The 15953-nt window shown below is 68.6% G+C and carries 13 protein-coding genes and 2 tRNA genes; 3 read left to right on the top strand and 12 right to left on the bottom strand.

Going from position 1 to position 15953, the window contains the following annotated elements; translation table 11 throughout:
* Positions 1–46 precede the first annotated feature (46 nt).
* From D2E22_RS00140 to D2E22_RS00130, 3 genes are read left to right on the top strand one after another with little or no spacing between them, the layout of a single operon-like run.
* Positions 47–1897: an FAD-binding protein gene (locus D2E22_RS00140; protein ID WP_126031122.1), complete on the top strand. Its 1851-nt coding sequence runs from the start codon at positions 47–49 to the stop codon at positions 1895–1897.
* A gap of 44 nt (positions 1898–1941) precedes the next feature.
* On the top strand, positions 1942–2874 hold the full coding sequence (locus D2E22_RS00135) for a succinate dehydrogenase/fumarate reductase iron-sulfur subunit (protein WP_126031121.1): 933 nt from the start codon (positions 1942–1944) through the stop codon (positions 2872–2874).
* Between the two features lie 10 nt (positions 2875–2884).
* Complete coding sequence (locus tag D2E22_RS00130; protein ID WP_126031482.1) at positions 2885–3556, top strand: O-methyltransferase; 672 nt, start codon at positions 2885–2887, stop codon at positions 3554–3556.
* Between the two features lie 80 nt (positions 3557–3636).
* Here D2E22_RS00130 and D2E22_RS00125 read toward each other — a convergent pair whose 3' ends face one another.
* The 12 genes from D2E22_RS00125 to pflA form a co-directional block, all read right to left on the bottom strand.
* Positions 3637–4431 (bottom strand): LOG family protein, encoded by a 795-nt coding sequence (locus D2E22_RS00125; protein WP_420897230.1) that lies wholly within the window; start codon positions 4429–4431, stop codon positions 3637–3639.
* A complete protein-coding gene (gene nhaA, locus D2E22_RS00120; protein ID WP_126031119.1) occupies positions 4388–5821 on the bottom strand; it encodes a Na+/H+ antiporter NhaA in 1434 nt (477 codons plus the stop codon). Before nhaA ends, D2E22_RS00125 begins: the two co-directional genes overlap by 44 nt.
* Before the next feature lie 157 nt (positions 5822–5978).
* Complete coding sequence (locus D2E22_RS00115) at positions 5979–7163, bottom strand: MalY/PatB family protein (RefSeq protein WP_126031118.1); 1185 nt, start codon at positions 7161–7163, stop codon at positions 5979–5981.
* 379 nt (positions 7164–7542) lie between these two features.
* Positions 7543–7616 (bottom strand) — tRNA-Arg (locus D2E22_RS00110).
* Positions 7617–7672: 56 nt separating this feature from the next.
* A tRNA-Arg gene (locus D2E22_RS00105) sits at positions 7673–7746 on the bottom strand.
* 111 nt (positions 7747–7857) lie between these two features.
* Positions 7858–9201 carry an ATP-dependent Clp protease ATP-binding subunit ClpX gene (gene clpX, locus D2E22_RS00100; protein ID WP_126031117.1) on the bottom strand — a complete coding sequence of 448 codons (1344 nt, stop codon included), beginning with the start codon at positions 9199–9201 and terminating at the stop codon, positions 7858–7860.
* A 215-nt stretch (positions 9202–9416) separates the two neighbouring features.
* A complete protein-coding gene (locus tag D2E22_RS00095; protein ID WP_126031116.1) occupies positions 9417–10100 on the bottom strand; it encodes an ATP-dependent Clp protease proteolytic subunit in 684 nt (227 codons plus the stop codon).
* Positions 10101–10102: 2 nt separating this feature from the next.
* Positions 10103–10690, bottom strand: a complete 588-nt coding sequence (locus D2E22_RS00090; protein ID WP_126031481.1) for an ATP-dependent Clp protease proteolytic subunit — start codon at positions 10688–10690, stop codon at positions 10103–10105.
* Positions 10691–10780: 90 nt separating this feature from the next.
* Positions 10781–12124, bottom strand: a complete 1344-nt coding sequence (locus tag D2E22_RS00085) for a chloride channel protein (RefSeq protein ID WP_241218091.1) — start codon at positions 12122–12124, stop codon at positions 10781–10783.
* Between the two features lie 124 nt (positions 12125–12248).
* The gene (gene tig / locus D2E22_RS00080; RefSeq protein WP_126031115.1) at positions 12249–13631 is read right to left on the bottom strand and encodes a trigger factor; all 1383 of its coding nucleotides are present in this window, start codon (positions 13629–13631) and stop codon (positions 12249–12251) included.
* A 49-nt stretch (positions 13632–13680) separates the two neighbouring features.
* Positions 13681–14967, bottom strand: coding sequence for an HRDC domain-containing protein (locus D2E22_RS00075; protein ID WP_126031114.1), 1287 nt, complete (start codon positions 14965–14967; stop codon positions 13681–13683).
* Positions 14968–15056: 89 nt separating this feature from the next.
* Complete coding sequence (pflA, locus tag D2E22_RS00070) at positions 15057–15938, bottom strand: pyruvate formate-lyase-activating protein (protein ID WP_126031479.1); 882 nt, start codon at positions 15936–15938, stop codon at positions 15057–15059.
* Between the last annotated feature and the right edge of the window lie 15 nt (positions 15939–15953).

Genomic DNA, 15953 nt, shown 5'->3' with positions numbered 1-15953 from the left:
CGATCGTCAGGACGGCCGCGGGACGCCTTGTGAGACAATACCGGATATGACCCCGAAGCACATCGAAGAACAATACGACGCCGTGATCGTGGGAGCCGGCGCGGCCGGCCTGTCCGCCGCGCTCGGCTTCCACCGCAGCGACGCCGCGCGCGAGCTGCGCGACGCAGGCGTCGAACCGAAGGTCCTCGTCATCTCGAAGCTGCAGCCGCTGCGCTCGCACACCGGCTCGGCCGAAGGCGGCATCGCCGCGAGCCTGGCGGACATGGAACCGGACGAATGGCGCTGGCACTACTACGACACGGTCAAGGGCGGCGACTGGCTCGTCGACCAGGACGCGGCGCGGCTGCTCGCCGAGGACGCCCCGATGACCGTCATCAACCTCGAGCGTTCCGGCGTCGCGTTCTCGCGCACCCCCGACGGGCGCATCGCGCAGCGCCGCTTCGGCGGCCACACGAGCGACTTCGGCGCGCGCCCGGTCAAGCGCGCCGCCTACTCCGCCGACCGCATCGGCCACCAGATCCTGCACACGCTGTGGCAGCAGTGCGTGCGCTACGGCGTCGATTTCGCCGAGGAATGGGTCGTGACCGACCTCGTGCTCGACGCGACGCTCACCCGCGCCGCCGGCGTCATCGCCTTCGACACGCACGACGGCGCCACCCACGCCATCGCGGCGCGCAACACGATCATCGCCACCGGCGGGGCCGGACGCCTGTTCCGCACGACGTCGAACTCCCACGACCTGACCGGCGACGGCATGGCGCTCGCGCTCGACGCCGGCCTGCAGCTCGAGGACATCGAGTTCGTGCAGTTCCACCCGACCGGCCTGGCCCACACCGGCATCCTGCTGTCCGAGGCCTCGCGCGGCGAGGGCGGCGTACTGCGCAACGCCGACGGCGACGCCTTCATGGCCTCCTACGCCCCCGGACACGCCGATCTGGCGGCGCGCGACGTCGTCAGCCGCGCGATCCGCAGCGAGACCGACGCCGGACGCGGCGTCGCCGACCCGCGCGACCCGGACGGCCCGAAGGACTGCGTCTGGCTCGACATGACCGGCATCGACCCCGAACGGATGCGGTGCAACCTGCCGCAGGTCGTCGAGACGATCGAACGGTACGCCGGACTCGATCCGGCGAAGGACCTCGTGCCGGTCAAGCCGACCGCCCACTACACGATGGGCGGCATCCCCGTCACGACCGATGGCGAGGTCTATGTCTGGGACGGCGAACGACGCAACGTCGTCGAGGGCCTGTACGCCGCCGGCGAATGCGCGTGCGTGAGCGTGCACGGCGCGAACCGCCTCGGCGGCAACTCGCTGCTCGACGCCTGCCTCTTCGGCACGCGCACCGGGCAGGCCGTCGCCGAGCGCGTCGCCGACGACCCGGTCGCCGCGGGCACGCCGTCCGATCCGGCGTTGGAGGAGGCGCTGGACGCGGCGAAGACGGCTCGCGACGCCGACATCGACGCGCTCCTCGTCGGCGCCGCGAGCGACGCCGACAACGACAACGACAACGCGTACCGCGTCATGGCCGACCTATCCGAGACGATGGAGCGCGGCGTCGCCGTGCTGTGCGACGCCGGATCGATCGCGCGCGCGCAGGTCGTCGTAAACGGCCCGATCACCGAACGCACACGCCGGCTGCGGCTGCACTCCGAGGCGCGCACCTTCAACCAGGAGCTCACGGCGATCTGGGAGGCGCGCCATCTCGTGCGCCTCGCCGAGGCGATGCTCGCCGCGACCGACGCGCGCCACGAGTCGCGCGGCTCGCTCAAACGCACCGATTTCCCCGAACGCGACGACGAGACGTGTCTGAACCATTCGATGACGGCCTCCGACGCAGCCCCGCTGCGCCAGCCGGTGCGCATCGTCGACATCGAGCCGGGCGCGCGCTCCTACTGACGCGCCCCGGACGTCTATAGTGGAACAGGCATGAAAGGGAACGCATGGCTCAACTAGCATCATCCGGGACGACGGTCACGCTGCGCGTGCACCGCTTCTCCCCCAAGCCGGCGCGCGAGCGCGACCGCGCGCGCGGCTCCAGCCCCTTCGCGCGCAAGGCGTCGCCGTTCGGCGACTCGCCGGCGCGCGCCGCGCGCCGTCCGCGCGGCAAACAGTGGACGCAGGACTACACGCTCGACGTGCGCGGCGACGAGACGATCCTCGACTGCCTGCTGCGCGTCAAGCGCACGATCGACCCGACGCTCATGTTCCGTTACTCGTGCGGCCACGGCATGTGCGGCTCCGACGCGGCCGCCGTCAACGGCACGCCGACGCTGCTGTGCAAGGCGAAGATCGGTGACTGGGCGCAGCCCGAGCGCCTCGTCGACGCCGAAGGCTTCCGGCGCACCGGCTCCGACGCGGGCGAGCCGGCCGACGCGACGAACGGCGCCGACGGGCTCGGCGTCATCGAGCTCGCGCCTCTGCCCGGATTCGCCGTCGACCGCGACCTCATCGCCGACATCGACCCGATGCTCGAGCAGATCAAACGGCTCAAGCCGTATCTGATCGCCGACGGCGTGCTCGCGACCACCGAGGACGGCAAGGTCGACGTGCTCGAATACCTGCAGAGCCCCGAACAGCTCGCGAAGTACGAGACGCTGACGACCTGCATCGTCTGCGGAGCCTGTGAGGGCGCGTGCCCGGTGTACGCCGGCGGCGAGGCGTTCATCGGACCGGCCGCGCTGATCAACCAGGCCAGGTTCATCGACGATTCCCGCGACGAGGCCACCTGCGAGAGGCTCGAGGCGATCGACACGGCGGACGGCATCCAGGCCTGCCAGTCGGTGCGCGCCTGCTCGCGCGAATGCCCGGTGGGCATCGACGTCGGAGAGCAGATCTGGCAGCTCATCGCACAGGTCAAGGAACGTGAGGCGTGACGCGGCGATGATGGACAAACGCACATACGACAACCACGCCAAGGCATGGGTCTGCATCGAGGACCACGAATCGGCGCGCGAACCGCGGATCGTGCGCGACGCGCGCAAGCTGGCACAGCAGGCCGAACTCGCGCCGTGCCCCGCCTCGGAGGGCTTCCTGCTCAACGCCTTCGCGCAGATGACGAAGGCCACATCCGCGATCGTCGTCGGCACCGGCTCGCTCGTCGAGACCGCGCAGCTCGTCGAGGGCCTTGCCGGCGCCGGCAAGCTCACCGCCGTCGACTCGTCCGCCGCCGGCGTCGCGGCGATCCGCGCGTTCTTCTCCGGCATCGACGACACGACGCGCACGACGCTGCGCGCCGTCAACGCCACGCCATCCGTCTTCCTCCAGCGGCTCAATGGCAACGACTACGACCTCATCGTCGTGGCCGGCGACGCCTCGAACTACATGCCGGTGTTCGATCAGGCGCCCCGTCTGCTGCGGCGCGGCGGCGCCGTCGTGTTCACCGACGCGCTCGCGACGCGCGCGCCGCATGCCAAGGGCGGCCTGACGAACCCGGCCGACCGCGGCGAGAAGGCGGTGCTCATGCGTGCGCTGCTCGAGCGCATCGAGGACGACGAACGCTTCGTCAGTGCGATGACGCCGACCGGCGACGGCGTGCTCATCGCCGTGCTGCGCTGAGACGCATCACCCGGACGCATATGGTGGCGCCCCGCGACCCCTTGGGGGTCGCGGGGCGCCACCATATGCGTCCGCGCGCGTCAGCCGATCTGCGACGTGGCGACGGCGACGGCCTCGTCGACGTCGTCGGTGATCGTCACGAGCGACGGGTCGAGCGCCGAGATGAGGCCTCGGTCCTTGACGGCGCCGTTGATCCAGTCGAACAGCCCTTGCCAGTACGCCGTGTCGTACAGCGCGATCGGGATGCGCGCCACCTTGTGCGTCTGCACGAGCGTGAGCGCCTCGAAGGTCTCGTCGAGCGTGCCGAAGCCGCCCGGGCACACGATGATGCCCTGCGAGTACTTCATGAACATCGTCTTGCGCACGAAGAAATACCGGAAGGTCATGCCGAGGTTGACCCATTCGTTGATGCCCTGCTCATGCGGCAGCTCGATGCCGAGCCCCACCGATTTGCCGCCGGCGAGCGCGGCGCCCTTGTTCGCGGCCTCCATGATGCCGGGGCCGCCTCCGGTGATGACGGCGACGTCGCGTCGCGCGATGCGTTCGCCCATCGCGAGCGCGGCGCGGTAGGCGGCCTCGTCGGGCTGGATGCGCGCCGATCCGAAGATGCTGACGGCGGGGCCCAGATTGGCGAGCGAGCCGAAGCCGTCGACGAACTCGGCCTGGATGCGCAGGACGCGCCACGGGTCGCGGTGCAGCCAATCGGTCGACGTGTCCGGCTTGAGCAGCCGTTCGGTCGTGCTCTCCTGCGGGATCATCTGGCCGCGCAGCAGCACGGCGCCCTGCCGGTAGGTCTGCCCGAGCGGCGAGGCGCCGTCGCCCCACGTCGCGTCATCGACGCGTGCGGCGTCCTCGTTTCGTTCGTTTGCCTGCAGCCGCCGTTCCGTCGTCATGTGCCGGCTCCTTTCGTCTGCCTCCGATGCTCTGGCTGAGCACCACAGTACCATCGGCGAGCGTGGTCTCGAAGCGCTCCGGGCCGTGTTGCGCGTCCGGCGCAGCCTTCGCCATGGCCGCGCGCGCCTCGAAGCGCTTCGACTGGCGGCTCAGCAGCACGCCGGAGACGGCGGCGGCGAGCAGCGACGCAAGCAGCACGCCGAAGCGCGCTTCGGCGGACAGTTCGGCGTTGGCGTAGGCGAGCGAGGCGATCAGGAAGGAGACGGTGAAGCCGATGCCGCAGGCGACGGCCGCCGGGAACATGTCGCGCACGCGCAGCCCCTTCGGCATCCTCAGGGTCCCGATATGCGTCGAGCACCATGCGACGGCCATGATGCCGAGCGGCTTGCCGACGACGAGCGCGACGATGATGCCGATGACGATCGGCGAGACGAGCAGCATCGGCGTGATCGCGTCGAAGTGCACGCCGGTGGCGAAGAACGCGAAGATCGGCAGCGCGAGCAGCGCCGAGAACGGCTGGAGCTTGTCGGCGTAGCGTTCGGCGCGGGCGTCGCGCTCCCCGTACATCGCGCGCGCAGGCGTGAGCAGGCCGACGAGGACGCCGGCGAGCGTCGGATGCACGCCTGCCTCGTACATCATGACCCATGACAGGACGCCGATGACGGCGACGCCGAACCACGGCACCTTGCGCATGCGCACGAGGAAGTACCAGGCTACGGCGCACACGGCGATGCCGACGAACCAGTACCAGGCGTTGAGCGACGAGAAGAACACGGCGATGAGGATGATCGCGAGCAGGTCGTCGACGGTCGCCAGCGTCATCAGGAACGCGCGGATCGACCCCGGCAGCGCCTTGGCGAACAGCGCGAGCACGGCGAGCGAGAACGCGATGTCGGTCGCCGTCGGGATCGCCCATCCGTGCGCCGCCTCGGAGAACGGGAAGGTCGCGCCGTTCGCGATGAGCAGGCTGCCCGGGTCGCCGGCGCCGTAGCGCGAGAACAGCGCGACGACGGCGATGAACAGGATCGGCGGCACGATCATGCCGCCGACGGCGCACAGCATCGGCACGGCGGCGGCGCGGACGTTCGACAGCGACCCGGTCGTCAGCTCCTGCTTGAGCTCAAGGCCGACGACGAGGAAGAAGATCGTCAGCAGCCCATCCTGGGCCCAATGCCCGACGCCCATCATGATGTTCGTGCCGGGTATGCCCAGCTCGAAGTGCGACAGATGCTCGAACCATGCGGCCGTCGCCGGGATGTTCGCCAGAATGAGGCCCATGAGCGCGAAGCCGAGCATGATCAGGCCGGATATGCGGTCCGAAGCCGCCACCCTTCGGATGGCCGCCCATGGTCCCTGTGATTTCCCGCTCATCGCACCTCCCGTTCATGCGGCCGTGACGGCCGCCTTCCACACACAAACGTCTTCCATTATGCCGCATCCGGTGCCGGCCGCCTAGACGCCGGCGCCGGATGTTCACGCTTTCTCGACTCCGCCGGCCGCCGTACTCGGCGCCCGGCGCCGCGCGCCATCATCCAAGCGTCGCAAGCGCCGTCCCGAGACGGGCGAGCACCTCCTGCAGCATCGGCGTCGGGCAGGCGAGGTTGATGCGTTCGAACCCGGCGCCTTCGGGACCGAACATCACGCCCTCGTCGAAGTAGACGCGGGCGCGCTCGTGCATGAAGTCGCGCAGCGCGTCCGGGTCGAGGCCGAGACCGCGGAAGTCGACCCAGGCGAGGTAGGTGCCCTCGGGCTCGACGAGCGCGACGCCCGGATGCGCGGACGCGAAGTCGGCGAGCACGCCGCGGTTGCGTTCGAGCACGTCGAGCAGCTCGTCGAACCACGCCTCGGCGTCGTCGTAGGCGGCGATGCAGGCGACGAGTCCGAAGTGGCTGACGGTCATGCCGCCGATGTTCGCGGCGGCGACGTCGTAGCGCGCACGCAGGGCGCCGTCGCGGATGAAGGCGTTCGAACACAGCAGTCCGGCGAGGTTGAAGGTCTTCGTCGGCGCCGTGAACTCGATCGCATGGCTCGCGTAGGGCTCGCCGAGCGCGCCGAGCATCGTCACCGGATGGCCGTCGCGTCCGAAGTCGGCGTGGATCTCGTCGACGAGCAGCAGCACGTCGTGCGCGATGCACAGGTCGCCGATCCGACGCAGTTCGTCGGCGGTCCAGACGCGGCCGACCGGGTTGTGCGGGTTGCACAGCAGCATCGCCGTGCAGCGCGGGTCGGAGAGACGCGCACCGAGGTCGTCGAAGTCGATCGTGTAGCGTCCCGACGCCTCGTCGCGGACGAGCGCGTTGTTCGAGATCGTCAACCCGTTGCCGCGCGCAGCGTTGGTGAACGGGTGGTACACCGGCCGCTGGATGACGATGACGTCGCCCGGATGAGTGAACGCGCGCAGCGCCGTGTTGATCGCCGGCATGACGCCGTCGGACAGCCGTATCCATGCCGGGTCGATCTCAAGGCCGTGGCGCCGGCGCATCCAGCCCACGACCGCCTCGTAGTAGGCGCCGGTCGCATAGTCGTATCCGAAGACGTCATGGCGCGCCGCGTCCACGATTGCGTCGACGATCTGCGGCGCCGGGACGAACTCCATGTCGGCGACCGACATCGCGACGACGTCGTCGTGCCCCGCGCCAAGCTCGTCCTCGATGAGCTTCCATTTGGCCGACGTCGTGCGCCGGCGTTCGGGGCGGGTGTCGAAATCGAACATGCTGTCTCCATACTCCGGGCACGCCATCGGGGCGCGCCGTCCGCTTCATACGGAACGCCACCCTAGCGCCCCCATGTTACGAGCGGCGCAATCCGAACCATCGTTTCATGGGGTCTCACCGCAACCGGTACGTTCCATCCCACCTTGACGGCGCGGCGTATGCCGACTTCCGTATACGTATGGCAGGACGGCCGGTTGCCCATACCATTCATGGGCGCGTATGGCATGGCTGACGGGTATGAGCATGCGTGGGAAGCGCTGAACGATGGCGTTGCGTCGCATACGCGCATGCCTCCACGGCGGCCGAGACCGCGATGCGCCGGTCCGAAGCCGGAAATTGGTTAAGCCCTTGACTGCATACGCAGCCAAGGGCTTATTGTGCGCGAGACAGGATTCGAACCTGCGACCTGCTGATCCGTAGTCAGCTGCTCTAATCCGCTGGGCTACTCGCGCAGCGCCGCTGCATCCGAAGTGACCGACGTTCGCACGCCTCCACTGCAACGGCCAAGTGCGCGAGACAGGATTCGAACCTGCGACCTGCTGATCCGTAGTCAGCTGCTCTAATCCGCTGGGCTACTCGCGCATGTTGCTTGTTTTTGGCAACTCGAAAAATATACAACGCTTTCACAATCACATCAAATCGTCGGCGTGTCGCCACTGTTTCCGTGCATTCGCCGACTCCTCTCCCCTTCCCTCACGCACTGGTACGTTCGAGGCGCAGCGCCGTCCTGCGTCCGTCGGCGACGATCCTCGGGCCGCGCGCGCCGTCGACGGCCTCGGCGTCGACGATGACCTCGCTGACGGCGTCGTCGCCCGGCACGTCGTACATCGCGTCCTCGAGCGTGCGTTCGATGATCGAACGCAGCCCGCGTGCGCCGGTGCCGCGTTCGAGCGCGATGCGCGCGATGCGGTCGATCGCGTCGTCGGTGAAGGTGAGCGTCACGCCGTCGACGGCGAACAGCTTGCGGTACTGGCGCGTCAGCGCGTTCGCCGGTTTCGTCAGGATCGCCTTGAGGTCGTCCGCGTCGAGCTCGTCGAGCGCCGTGACGACGGGCAGCCGTCCGATGAACTCGGGCAGCAGCCCGAAGTCCTCGAGGTCGTCGGCGCACACCTGCGCGAGCAGCGCGGCGCGGTCGACGCCGCGCGCCCGCCACGATGCGCCGAAGCCGCTCGTGCGCCGTCCGAGCCGGTCGGCGACGATCTCGTCGAGGCCGACGAAGGCGCCCCCGCAGATGAACAGGATGTCGCGCGTGTCGATCTGCACCGATTCGGCCTCGCGGTGCTTGCGCGCGCCTTCGACCGGCACGTTCGCGACGGTGCCCTCGATGATCTTGAGCAGCGCCTGCTGCACGCCCTCGCCGGAAACGTCGCGCGTCACCGACGTGTTCTCGCCGCTCTTGCGTGCGATCTTGTCGATCTCGTCGATGTAGATGATGCCGTGGCTCGCGCGCGAGACGTCGCCGTCGGCGGCCTGGATGAGCCGCTGGAGCACCGTCTCGACGTCGTCGCCGACGTAACCGGCCTCGGTGAGCGTCGTCGCGTCGACGATGACGAAGGGCACCCGCATCGCCTTCGCGAGAGTCTGCGCGAGGTAGGTCTTGCCCACGCCTGTCGGCCCGAGCATCAGGATGTTCGATTTGGCGACGTCGACGTCGTTGTCCGGGTCGGCGATGCGCCGCGCCGCCGGCGTCAGCATCGCGTCTCCGTCGTCGCCCTTCTGCCGCGTGCGGCGCGCCTTCTCGATCTCGATGCGTTTGAAATGGTTGTAGACGGCGACGCTCAATGTGCGCTTGGCCGCCTCCTGCCCGATGACGTATTCGTCGAGCACGGCGTGGATCTGCGCCGGCCTCGGCAGCTTCATGACCTCGAGCTTCGCGTCCTTCGCCTGCTCATCGGCGATGATCTCGACGCACAGCGCGACGCATTCGTCGCAGATCGCCACGCCGGCGCCGGCGACGAGGCGGTTCACCTCGCGCTCGCCCTTGCCGCAGAACGCGCAGCGCTGCATGCCGTCGTTGTAGCTGATCACTCGTCCCATCGTCGCCGTCCCTCGCCGTGTCGCGGATGCCGTCGTCGCCGGCCGCGGCGCGCCGTGCGCCGCCGCGACCCATGATAGCCGCCAGGATGCACGATGGGCCGCAAGACGCCCCCGCACAACGCGGAACACGGCGGCGCCGACCACTGTGATGCGTGGGTCGGCGCCGCCGTGTTCCGCCTATGCTCCGTATGCGCCCCAGGCGGCGTCAGCAGGCCTCAGGCCTTCGCGCCGCGCGGCTCGAGCACCTCGTCGACGATGCCGTATTCCTTGGCCTCCTGGGCCGTCAGGAACGTGTCGACCTCGATGTCCTTGCGGATGCGTTCGATCGGCTGGCCGGTGTGCTTCGCGAGCGTGTCCTCGAGCCACTGGCGCATGCGCAGCATCTCCTTGGCCTGAATCTCGATCTCGGTCGCCTTGCCGAATCCCTGGTCGATCGCCGGCTGGTGGATGAGCACGCGCGCGTTCGGCAGAATCAGGCGCTTGCCCTTCGTGCCGGCCGCGAGCAGGATCGCCGCCGCGGAGGCCGCCTGGCCGAGGCACACGGTCTGCACGTCCGGCTGGATGTAGTTCATCGTGTCGTAGATCGCCGTCATCGCCGTCATCGAGCCGCCCGGCGAGTTGATGTACATCATCACGTCGCGGTTCGGGTCCATGCTTTCGAGCACGAGCAGCTGCGCCATGATGTCGTCGGCCGTCGTGTCGTCCACCTGGACGCCCATGAAGATGATGCGGTCGTCGAAAAGCCTCGTGTACGGGTTCTGCCGCTTGTAGCCGTACGGCGTCTTCTCCTCGAACTCCGGCACGATGTAGCGCGCGCTCGGCGGCTGGAAGCCGGCCACGCCACGCGGTCCGGCGAGTCGTTCGGCGCGGGCGACGAATTTCGCTTCCTCGGATGCCATGCTCACTCCTTGTCCGTGTTCATCGTGTCGTGCGTCGAGACGAGCTTGTCGACGAAGCCGTACTCGAGCGCCTCCTGCGCGGTGAACCAGTGGTCGTATTCGTTGTCGCGGTAGATCTCCTCGACGGTGTGCCCCGTCTGCTCGGCCGTGAGCTCCGCGAGCGTCTTCTTCATGTTCATGATGAGCTCGGCGCTGATGCGCACGTCGGTCGTCGTGCCGCCGATGCCGCCCGAGGGCTGGTGCATGAGCACGCGCGCGTGCGACGTGAGGAAGCGCTTGCCCTTCGTGCCCGAGCTCAGCAGGAACTGGCCCATCGACGCGCACATGCCGATGCCGACCGTCGCGACGTCCGGCTCGATGAGCTGCATCGTGTCGTAGATCGCCATGCCGGCCGTGATCGAGCCGCCCGGCGAGTTGATGTAGAGCCAGATGTCGCTTTTGGGATCCTCGGCGGCGAGCATGAGCATCTGCGCGCAGATGCGGTTCGCCATGTCGTCCTTGACCTCCTCGCCCATCCAGATGATGCGGTCCTTGAGGAGTCGGTTGAAGATCGGATCGGCGGGGCCCGCCGGCGTCGCGCCGTCGTCCATCGTCGGCGTAAGTAGGTTACTCACGTTGTCTCCTTCATTGGTGTGTCCTGAACAGTCACATTACTTGGTTCAAACGACGGCGCCCCGTTTCTATTCCCGAGACCCGGACGCGCGCCGCGCGCGCAGACGCTCGACGAGCCTCCCCGTGCCGACCGAGACGGCGCATGCGCATGCGACCGGCACATACAGGTTCGACGGCGCCTCGGTGAGCTCCATGACGAGCGTCATCGCCATCAGCGGCGCGTTCTGCGATGCGGCGAGCAGCGCGCACGCCCCGAGCAGCGCGTACACGCCGATCGAGTTCGTGCCGAACATGAGCAGCCAGCACACGCCGAGCATGCAGCCGAGCGACGAGCCGAGCGCGATGCCCGGCGTGAGCACGCCGCCCGAGGCGCCCGCGCGGATCGTCATCAGCGTGACGACGGCCTTCGCAGCGAAGGAGACGAGCAGCAACGGGATGAACGCGAGCTCGGGGCGCCCCGCGAAACCCATCTGCGCCGTCGCGCGCCCGTTGCCCATGACCTGCGGGATCCAGATCGCGCCGAGGGCGGTGACGGCACCGGCGAGCGGCAGCTGCCACAGGATCGCCGAGCCGCGGGCCTTGTGTGATTCCGCCCACTGCGCCCCGCGGCGGAACCACGCCCCGCATACGCCGGCGAGCACGCCGACGGCGACGGCGAAGGCGAACAGGTCGGGAGTGAAGTGCGCGTCGACCGCGCCGATGACGTAGAAGGCGTGCGTCCCCTTGATGAGCGTGGCGACCCATGCGGCGAGGCTCGAGCACAGCAGCGACAGCGCGACGGTGGCCGCCGTCACGTCCTTGAGTAGGATCTCGATCGCGAAGAACGCGCCTGCGAGCGGCGCGTTGTAGACGCCGGCGAGGCCCGCGCCCGCCGAGATGGCGACGACCTCCATCAGGTCGCGCCGGTGCAGCCCCGTCCATCGGCACAGGCGCTGCGCGAGCATCGCGCCCAGTTCGCGCGGCGCGACCTCGCGTCCGACCGACAGCCCGCAGCCGACGATGCCGATCTGCAGCAGCACGTGGCACACCGTCTGCCATGCCGGCATCAGGGAGCCACGCACTGCCTGCCCCACCGACGGCACGGCGGTCGTGCGCGTGCGCAGCAGCCACCAGCAGACGGCGGCGAACGTCGCGCCGCCGATCAACGAGACGGCGCGACGAAGCGGATGGGTCAGGAAGGGACCGGGCATCGACGGCGACTCGACGAAGCCGAGCGCCAGATGCTCGATCGCATACAGCAGCAGCGTGAGCAGTCCAGCGCAGGCGCCGACGATGATGCCGAGCAGCACGATGGTGGCGACGAGCGCCGCCGCGCGCGAACCGATCGGACGGCGCCCCGGGTCGAGGTCGTCGTCGCGCAGCTCGCAGGCCACGGCCTCGTCGTTGTCGAAATGCCCTGCGGTGATGTTCATGCCCATGTCCTCCATGATGGCCGCCGCGGCGACGGGATCGCGCCAACGGTGATGCCCCGCGTCCGCGGGCTGCGGATGCGGGGCATCGGAATCGAATCGGCGGTATGGCCGGTCGCCCTGAAAATCAGGCTTCGGTCTCGTCACCGGCGTTGAGCGAATCGGCGACGGCGGCCGCGGCGGCCGCGGCGGCGACGGATTCGTCCTCATCGACCTCGGCGGCGGCGTCATCGGAGCCGAGGAAGGCGCTCAGGTCGAGCGGTTCGCCGTCGACGGTGAAGGTGACGGCGCGCATGCCGGCGAGCAGGCCCTTGGAACGGGCGACCTCCTCGACGGCGGAGCCGATCTGGCCGTTGCGCATGATGGCCTGGATGAACTGGTTCGGGTCCATGCCGTACTGCTGGGCGATCGAGGCGAGGAAGTTGAAGACGTCGGACTGGGAGACCTGCACGTCGAGCTTCTCGGCGAGCGCGTCGAGGACCATCTGGTCCTTGAGCAGCTTGTCGACCTCCTCCTCGGCCTGCTTCTTCTGCTCGGCGGTCGCCTTGTCCTTGTCGACGCCCATGCTCTGCAGCTGCTGCTCAACCATGTGCTCCTTGACGCCCTTCGGCGCCGGGATGTCGAGGTCCTTCTCGATCGTCTCGATGAACGCGTCGCGCGCCTTCGTGGCCTGACGGCCCTCGGCGTCGGCCTCGACGTTCTTGCGGATCTCGCCCTTGAGCTCGTCGAGCGTGTCGAACTCGGAGGCCTCCTGCGCGAAGTCGTCGTTGAGCTCCGGGAGCTCCTCGGCCTTGACGGAGTTGACCTTGACCTTGACCGTGGCGGTCTCGCCCTCGTGCTCGCCGCCTTCGAGCTTCGACTCGAAGGTCGTCTCCTCGCCGGCCGACAGGCCGTCGAGCGCCTCGTCGAGGCCCTCGAGCATCGTGCCGGAGCCGATCTCGTAGCTGACGCCCTCCTGGGAGTCGACGGTCTCGCCGTCGATCGTCGCCGTGAGGTCGATGTTCGCGTAGTCGCCCTTCTGGGCCGGGCGGTCGACGCCGACGAGCGTCGCGAAGCGCTGGCGCAGCATGTCGAGGCGCGCGTTGACGTCGTCGTCCGAGACCTCGTCCTTCTCGACGGCGATCGTCATGCCGTCGAGCTCGGGCAGCTCGAAGTCGGGGCGGCGCTCGACGGTCGCGGTGAACTTGAGCTTCGTGTCGTCATCGGCGCTTTCCGGCAGTTCGACGACTTCGATCTCCGGCTGGGCCATCGGACGGATGCTCTTCTCCTGCAGGGCCTGGGAATAGAAGTCCGGCAGCGCCTTGTTCACGGCCTCGCCGGAGACGGCGCCGAAGCCGACGCGCTTGTCGACGAGCTTGCCGGGCACGTGGCCCTTGCGGAAGCCGGGGACGGTGATCTGCTCGGCGATCTCCTTGCGGGCCCCGTCGAGGTACGGTTCGAATTCGGCCTGATCGACGGTGATGGTGAGCTTGGCCTTGGTGGGCTCGAGGTTCCTGACGGTGATTTTCACGCTTAGCTCCTGAAAAGATATGGTCGTATGGTCTGCCCGAAGGCAACTTTTACATGATAACGCGAGTCAGCGACGCGTTCAACAGCCCGATCTGCCACCGTCTGGCGCCTTCCGCGCGCAGGAAAGCTTCCACGTCGCGGCGCCGCGGCTCGTCGGTCCAGCACAGGTTGCGCAGGATCTGCGGCTTGAGCACCATGTCCGGCGGGATGCGCACATCCTCGGCGATCTGGTTGACGGCGGCACGGCATTCCTGCAGCAGCCGGTAGCGCTCCGGATGGTGCTGGCGCCACACGCGCATCGACTTCGGCGCGTTGCCGCCCTCGCCGCCGCCCTTCTGTCGCACGGCCTGCGGCAGCTGCGCGTCGGGCAGCTCGAGCGCCCGCTGGATCGTCTCCTTCCACACGCGCGGCTTGACCTGGCGCTGAATCGGCGCGTAGCGTTCGAACATCTTGTCCTGTTCGGTGCCCAGCTGGACGCGCACGCGTTCGTTGAGCGAGCGGATCGCGCGGAACTGCGCGGCGTTGTGCGGCTTGCGCTTCGCCGCCTCGATGATCGCGGCGTCGGACAGCAGCAGCGTCGACGCGATGTCGTAGTGCCGGGCGAGCTCGTCGCGCTTCTCCCACAGTGCCTTCGCGACGGCGAGCGCGCGGGCGTCGCCGCCGAGGTCGGTGATATGCGAGACGCGCATCCACGGCGTCGGATGGGGTCGGCGCGGCTCAAGGCCCGCCATCAGCGCATGGGCGAACTCCTCCTGGGCCCACGCGAGCTTGCCCTGGCGTTTGAGGTCGCGCGTCATCGCCGCGTCCAGCTCGATGAGCAGTTCGACGTCGAGCGCCGCATAGTTGCGCAGGTCGCGCGACAGCGGCCGGTGGGACCAGTCGGCGGCCGAATGCTCTTTGGCGAGCGCGAAGCCGAGATAGTGCTCGGTGACGTAGGCGAGCCCATAGCGGGGCAGCCCGAGCATGCGCGCGGCGATCTCGGTGTCGAACAGACGCTCGGGGCGCAGGCCCAGGTCGGCGAATCCCGGCAGGTCCTGCCTCGAGTCGTGCAGGATCCAGACGGCGTCGCCGACGGCCTCGTTGAACAGGTTCCAGTCCGCCCCCTGTTCGCCGAGCGCGATCGGGTCGAGCAGGACGATGCCGGCGCCCTCGCGCTTGAACTGGATGAGGCGGTCCTCATGCCCGTAGCGGTAGCCGGAGGCGCGTTCGGCATCGGCGGCGAGCGGCCCCGATGCCGCGGCGAGGCGCTCGCAGGCCCTCTCATAACCGGCGGGCGTGTCGGTGACCTCCGGCACGCCCGCGCGTGGCTGCGTCAGCAGGACCGGCTCAGCGTCCACGGGTGCTCTCCTTCAGATCCTTGCGATGTCACATATCGCATGATGCAGCCACTCGCGGACAGCGGGCGCGCCCATCGGGCGCCGAAGGCTCAGTAGACGCGGAAACCGTACGATTCGAACTGCTCGCGCACCCGGTCCTTGCAGGCCTTCGACGGCCCCTTCTGGTCCTCGAGCGGGTACGGGATGCGCAGCTCGTGCCATTTGGGCCGTCCGAGCTGGTGGAACGGCAGCACGTCGATGTGCTCGACGGCGTCGCCGAAGCTCCGGCAGATCCTCGCGACCTTGTCGACGTTCTCCTCGTCGTCGGTCAGCCCCGGCACGAGCACGAAGCGCACCCAGATCTTCTTACCGCGCTTCGCGAGACGCCGGCCGAAGTCGATCGTCGGCTGCAGGATGCCGCCGGTGACGCGCTCGTAGGTGTCCGGATCGCCGGATTTGACGTCGAGCAGGCACAGGTCGATGTCGTCGATCATCGCGTCGGTGTAGTTGCGGTTGAGGAACCCGGAGGTGTCGAGACACGTGTGCACGCCCATGGCCTTGGCCTCGTGGAACACGCGCGAGACGAAGGCCGGCTGCATCATCGATTCGCCGCCGGAGAAGGTGATGCCACCGCCGGTCGCCTTGAACAGGTCGGCGTAGCGCTCCACCTTCCTCACCATCGCCTCGAGGTAGACCGGCTTGCCGTCGCGCATCTTCCAGGTGTCGGGGTTCTGGCAGTACTGGCAGCGCAGCGGGCATCCGCTCATGAACACCGTCATGCGCGTGCCGGGGCCGTCGACCGAGGTGTTGATGTCCCAGGAATGCACGAAGCCGATGTCGCCGGTCCTCAGCGCGCGGATGCGGTCGCGCCGGTCGAGGCCGATCGGCGACTCGAAGCCGGACAGGCCGCCCATGAGCGTCTGGCTCGCGTAGGTCTTCGATTCCTTGAGCATATGCCGCGTCGTCGAGCGGAATGCCGTCTGCCCGTCCATCGGGTCCTCCATTCA

Source organism: Bifidobacterium castoris (assembly GCF_003952025.1).
GTDB classification, from domain to species: Bacteria; Actinomycetota; Actinomycetes; order Actinomycetales; family Bifidobacteriaceae; genus Bifidobacterium; species Bifidobacterium castoris.
This window is presented reverse-complemented; position numbering and strand designations above follow the sequence as displayed.

What these genes read in the sequence shown, in the direction of transcription:
- D2E22_RS00095 (WP_126031116.1), bottom strand. Translation starts at nt 10,100, where the DNA reads ATGGCATCCGAGGAAGCGAAATTCGTCGCCCGCGCCGAACGACTCGCC.
- clpX (WP_126031117.1), bottom strand. Translation starts at nt 9,201, where the DNA reads ATGGGACGAGTGATCAGCTACAACGACGGCATGCAGCGCTGCGCGTTC.
- D2E22_RS00115 (WP_126031118.1), bottom strand. Translation starts at nt 7,163, where the DNA reads ATGTTCGATTTCGACACCCGCCCCGAACGCCGGCGCACGACGTCGGCC.
- D2E22_RS00140 (WP_126031122.1), top strand. Translation starts at nt 47, where the DNA reads ATGACCCCGAAGCACATCGAAGAACAATACGACGCCGTGATCGTGGGA.
- pflA (WP_126031479.1), bottom strand. Translation starts at nt 15,938, where the DNA reads ATGGACGGGCAGACGGCATTCCGCTCGACGACGCGGCATATGCTCAAG.
- D2E22_RS00090 (WP_126031481.1), bottom strand. Translation starts at nt 10,690, where the DNA reads ATGGACGACGGCGCGACGCCGGCGGGCCCCGCCGATCCGATCTTCAAC.
- D2E22_RS00085 (WP_241218091.1), bottom strand. Translation starts at nt 12,124, where the DNA reads ATGAACATCACCGCAGGGCATTTCGACAACGACGAGGCCGTGGCCTGC.
- D2E22_RS00130 (WP_126031482.1), top strand. Translation starts at nt 2,885, where the DNA reads ATGGACAAACGCACATACGACAACCACGCCAAGGCATGGGTCTGCATC.
- nhaA (WP_126031119.1), bottom strand. Translation starts at nt 5,821, where the DNA reads ATGAGCGGGAAATCACAGGGACCATGGGCGGCCATCCGAAGGGTGGCG.
- D2E22_RS00135 (WP_126031121.1), top strand. Translation starts at nt 1,942, where the DNA reads ATGGCTCAACTAGCATCATCCGGGACGACGGTCACGCTGCGCGTGCAC.